Origin of the sequence: Pseudomonas sp. MD195_PC81_125 (genome assembly GCF_014060985.1) — a bacterium.
In the GTDB taxonomy this organism is placed as follows: Bacteria; Pseudomonadota; Gammaproteobacteria; order Pseudomonadales; family Pseudomonadaceae; genus Aquipseudomonas; species Aquipseudomonas parakoreensis.
Map to the genome: position 1 here is coordinate 1 of NZ_JABULD010000073.1, position 4,267 is coordinate 4,267.

Consider the following 4,267-nt stretch of genomic DNA (forward strand, 5'->3'; position numbering starts at 1 on the left):
GAAAGCCCTTGATCATCCGCAGGCCCATGCGGATCGCCGGTTGGCGCGCCGCTGATCGGTTCCAGGCTGCAATCCCAGTCGCTGGCACGCACGTCCACCGGACGGATCTGCAATTGATGGCGGCGCGCGTCCTGAAGGATCTGATCCGGGCTGTAGAAACCCATCGGCCAGCTATTGATCAGCGCACAGGCGAAGGCTGCCGGTTCGTGGCACTTGAGCCAGCAACTGGCGTAGGTCAGCAAGGCGAAACTGGCAGCGTGGGATTCGGGAAACCCGTAACTGCCGAACCCCTTGATCTGCTCGAAGATCTGCGCGGCGAACTCCGGGCTGTAGCCGTTTTTCTTCATCCCGGCAGCCAGACGCTCCTTGTGCGGCTCCAGCCCGCCGTGGCGTTTCCACGCGGCCATCGAGCGACGTAACTGATCGGCCTCACCGGGGCTGTAGTCGGCGGCGACGATGGCGATCTGCATCACCTGTTCCTGAAACAGCGGCACGCCGAGGGTGCGCTTGAGCACCACTTCCAGTTCCGGTGAGGGATAGGTTTCCGGCTCTTCCTTGTTCCGGCGACGCAGGTACGGATGAACCATCCCGCCCTGAATCGGCCCCGGGCGGACGATGGCGACCTCAATCACCAGGTCGTAGAACTTCGTCGGCTTCAGGCGCGGCAGCATCGACATCTGCGCCCGCGATTCGATCTGGAACACGCCGATGGTGTCGGCGCGGCTGATCATCTCGTAGGTCGGTTTGTCTTCTGCGGGAATCGTCGCCAGGCTCAGATCCAGATGCCGATGCCGACGCAGCAAGTCGAAGCAGCGACGGATCGCACTGAGCATGCCGAGGGCGAGGATATCGACCTTGAGCAGCCCGACCGCGTCGAGGTCGTCCTTGTCCCACTGAATGATCGTGCGCTCGGCCATGGCCGCGTTTTCCACCGGCACCAGCGTGTCCAGCGGCTGTTCGGAAATCACGAAACCGCCGGGGTGCTGCGACAGGTGCCGGGGGAAGCCGATCAGTTGCCCGGTCAGGCTCAGCACCCGGCGCAGTACCGGGCTGTCGGGATCGAAGCCGCCTTCGAGCAAGCGTGCCAGCGGCGGTGTTTCATCGCTCCAGTGACCGCAGCAATCGGCCAGCGCATTGATCTGATCCGGCGGCAAGCCCAAGGCCTTGGCTACATCGCGCACCGCACCGGCGGCGTGGTAAGTACTGACCACCGCCGTCAGCGCTGCCCGCTGGCGACCATATCGGCGAAACACGTATTGCAGGACTTCTTCGCGGCGCTCGTGCTCGAAATCCACATCAATGTCCGGCGGCTCGTTGCGCTCCTTGGACATGAAGCGTTCGAACAGCAGCGTGGTGCGATCCGGGTCGATCTCGGTGATGCCCAAGGCAAAACACACCGCCGAGTTGGCCGCCGAGCCGCGGCCCTGACAGAGAATCCTTTGCCCGCGGGCAAAGCGCACCACGTCGTGCACGGTGAGGAAGTAGCTTTCGTAGCCGAGTTCGGCGATCAGTTTCAGCTCGTCATCAATTTGCTTGAGCACTTTGGCCTGTGGTCCTTGCGGCCAGCGCCAGGCAATGCCTTCTTCGGTCAGTTGCCGCAACCAGGAACTACCGGTGTGTCCCTCTGGCACCAGCTCTCTCGGATACTCATAGCGCAACTCGCCAAGATCGAAGGTGCAGCGCCGCGCCAGTTGCACCGAGGCGTCGAGCAACGCTTGCGGATACAGCTCGCGCAACACCTCGAGGCTGCGCAGATGGCGCTCGCCGTTGGGATGCAGGCGCAACCCGGCCTCGGCCACCGGGACGTGATGGCGGATCGCAGTCATGGTGTCCTGCAAAGCGCGCCGGCCACGGGGCGTGCATGTGCACATCACCGCTGGCCACGGCGGCAATCTGCAGCTGCTCGGCCAGACTCAGCAGCGCCGCCAGCCGCCGCTGATCATCCTGACCGCGATGCAACTGCACCGCCAGATACAGGCGCGCGCCGAAAGCCTGTTTCAGCCAGCGCCCCTCTTGCACGTCATCGACGCTGTCCGGCACCCACACGATGAACAGTCCCGGCAGCGGCTCGCTGAAATCCTCACGCAGCACCTGGTACTGGCCCTTCTGCGTGCGCCGCCGAGCCTGGGTAATCAAGCCGCACAAGGTCTGATAGCCCGCCAGATTCTCTACCAACAGCAGCAGTTTCGGACCGTTATCGATGCGCACTTCGCTGCCGATGACCAGCGGCAGTTCCACTGATTTCGCCGCTTGCCAGGCGCGGACGATCCCGGCCAGCGTGCACTCGTCGGTGATCGCCAGCGCCTGATAACCGTGTTTTTTTGCTCGCTGGAACAGTTCAAGGGCGCTGGAGGCACCGCGCTGGAAACTGAAGTTCGACAGGCAATGCAGTTCGGCATAACCATCGCTCATGCAAACCAGCCCTGCAGCCACAACGGCCCGCCCTCACCCACGGCTCGATAGGCCCAGCCCTGCTGACCGGCGCGGTTCTGGATCAGGTAGTAATCGCGGCGCACGTCGTCACCGTCCCACCAGCCGGACTCGATGCGCTCCGGCCCCATGAGGATTCGCGCCGAACCTTCGGGCACGCTTTGCGGTTCGCCGAGCAACCAGCCCGGACGCTGCACACTCGGCAAACCGCTGCAACGCTGCTTGTCGACGCCGTTCTGCCAGGCACATTCGGGGCGGTGGTCGGCCTGAAAGCGCAAACCCTGCACCGCGTCATCGCCGAGCCGTGCGCGCAGGCGTTCGCGCAACTGTTCCCAGGGCAAGGTCTGTTGCGGACGGTCATCGAACAGTTCCTGAAACTGCGGCACAAAACTCGGCAGGTCTTCGGCACGCAGGCGAAAACCGCGCACCGGGGCCTCGACCTGGACTTGCTCCAGTCGCCCGCGGGCCAGTTCAAAGAGCATCGCCGGATCGCGCTCGGCGCTGAGCAGGCCGACCTTGATCAGCGTGTCCGGCAGCCCGGCGTGCTCCAGATGCAGGTCGAAACGCTGCACGCCGCTGTCACGTCCGCAGAGGAACGCCGACAGGTCAGCGGTCAAGCGGCGTAACGGGAACAGCAGCGCCTGATGCGACTGCACATCGAAATTGAGTTCGATGCGCACATCGAAACGATCCGGCGGCAGGTAGAACGCCAGGGCCAGCGGCCGCGCGCCAAACAAGGTGTCGAGGTGTTTGAGCATCGACGCTTCGAAACGCCGGGCCAGGGCCTGACGTGGCAGGCTCTGCAGCTGGCTCAGGTGGCGCACGCCCATGCGCGTCAGCGCCGTGGCGACTTGCGGCTCCAGCCCGACGCGGTCGACGGGCAACTGCCCGAGGTGATGTTGCAGGGCTTCACCGTCCGGTACGACGAGACCGTCGTAGGCGTTGGCCAGCACCCGCGCCGCCACCGGATTCGGTGCCGCGACGATGCGATGGCGGAAACCCAGCTCGGTCAACTCCTCGCGCAGCCGTGCTTCGAACTGCGTCCAGGAACCGAACAGGCCCAGACTGGATTCGATCTCGAACACCACGGTACGCGGGTAATGCACGCTGACCTGGGCGCTGAACCGATAAGCCCATGCCGCGAGAAATTGCTGCCAGTGCTCGACCTCGGCAAGGTCGTAATCGGCCGTGGCAAAGCCTTTGCACAAGGCTTGTGCGGCGGTCATCGACTGGCCGGCACGCAGCCCGAGCTGGCGCGCCGCCGGATTGACCGCTTGCAGCACCCGGCGCTGGGCCGGGCCGCTGAGCAGCACCAACGGCTCAGCAGGATCGGCACGCTGACGCAACACCGCGTCGAGGGCCAATTGCGGGAACAGAATACACACCCAGCGCATGACGACCTCAGTGCCCCACGACAAACGCAATCGGCGCCGTGCGCGCCAGTCCGCCCCGGCATTTGAGCACGCGCAACTGGGCCGGTCTGGCATCGATGGCAATGCGCAACGCCGCCGGCGACGGGTTAACCGCCTCGCTCAGCGCACGCCAGGCAAACGCCAGGGTCTGGCCGGTTTCCGCCGCTACCTGCAAGCGCCGCAACGCGCGGTCATCGGCCTTGTGCGGCCAGCACAGCACCGCGCCGCAACTGCCCGAACGCAGGCATTGTTCCGCCGCCCACAAGGCATCGCGTTCGCTGGCCTGGATTACCGACAACTGCCGCAGATCGACCCCGGCGTTCGCCCACGCCTGCGGGTACGGTACGAACGGTGGCGCCACCAGCACGATGCGTTCGCCCGCCGCCGACAGCCCGCGCCAGCGTCGGCCACACCAGTTGCAGCTC

1 protein-coding gene and 2 pseudogenes are annotated in these 4,267 nt (G+C 65.1%); all 3 read right to left on the reverse strand.

Annotated features, from left to right (window positions below):
• Positions 1–2,433, reverse strand: a pseudogene (locus HT737_RS03525) (error-prone DNA polymerase); the annotation flags it as partial.
• Positions 2,409–3,824, reverse strand: a complete 1,416-nt coding sequence (locus tag HT737_RS03530; RefSeq protein ID WP_047294010.1) for a DNA polymerase Y family protein — start codon at positions 3,822–3,824, stop codon at positions 2,409–2,411. The pseudogene HT737_RS03525 and the gene HT737_RS03530, both read right to left, overlap by 25 nt.
• Positions 3,825–3,831: 7 nt before the next feature.
• Positions 3,832–4,267: pseudogene (imuA, locus tag HT737_RS03535) on the reverse strand (translesion DNA synthesis-associated protein ImuA); the annotation flags it as partial.

Excerpts from the sequence above, each read along its gene's own strand:
- HT737_RS03530 (WP_047294010.1), bottom strand. The coding sequence starts at position 3,824 with ATGCGCTGGGTGTGTATTCTGTTCCCGCAATTGGCCCTCGACGCGGTG.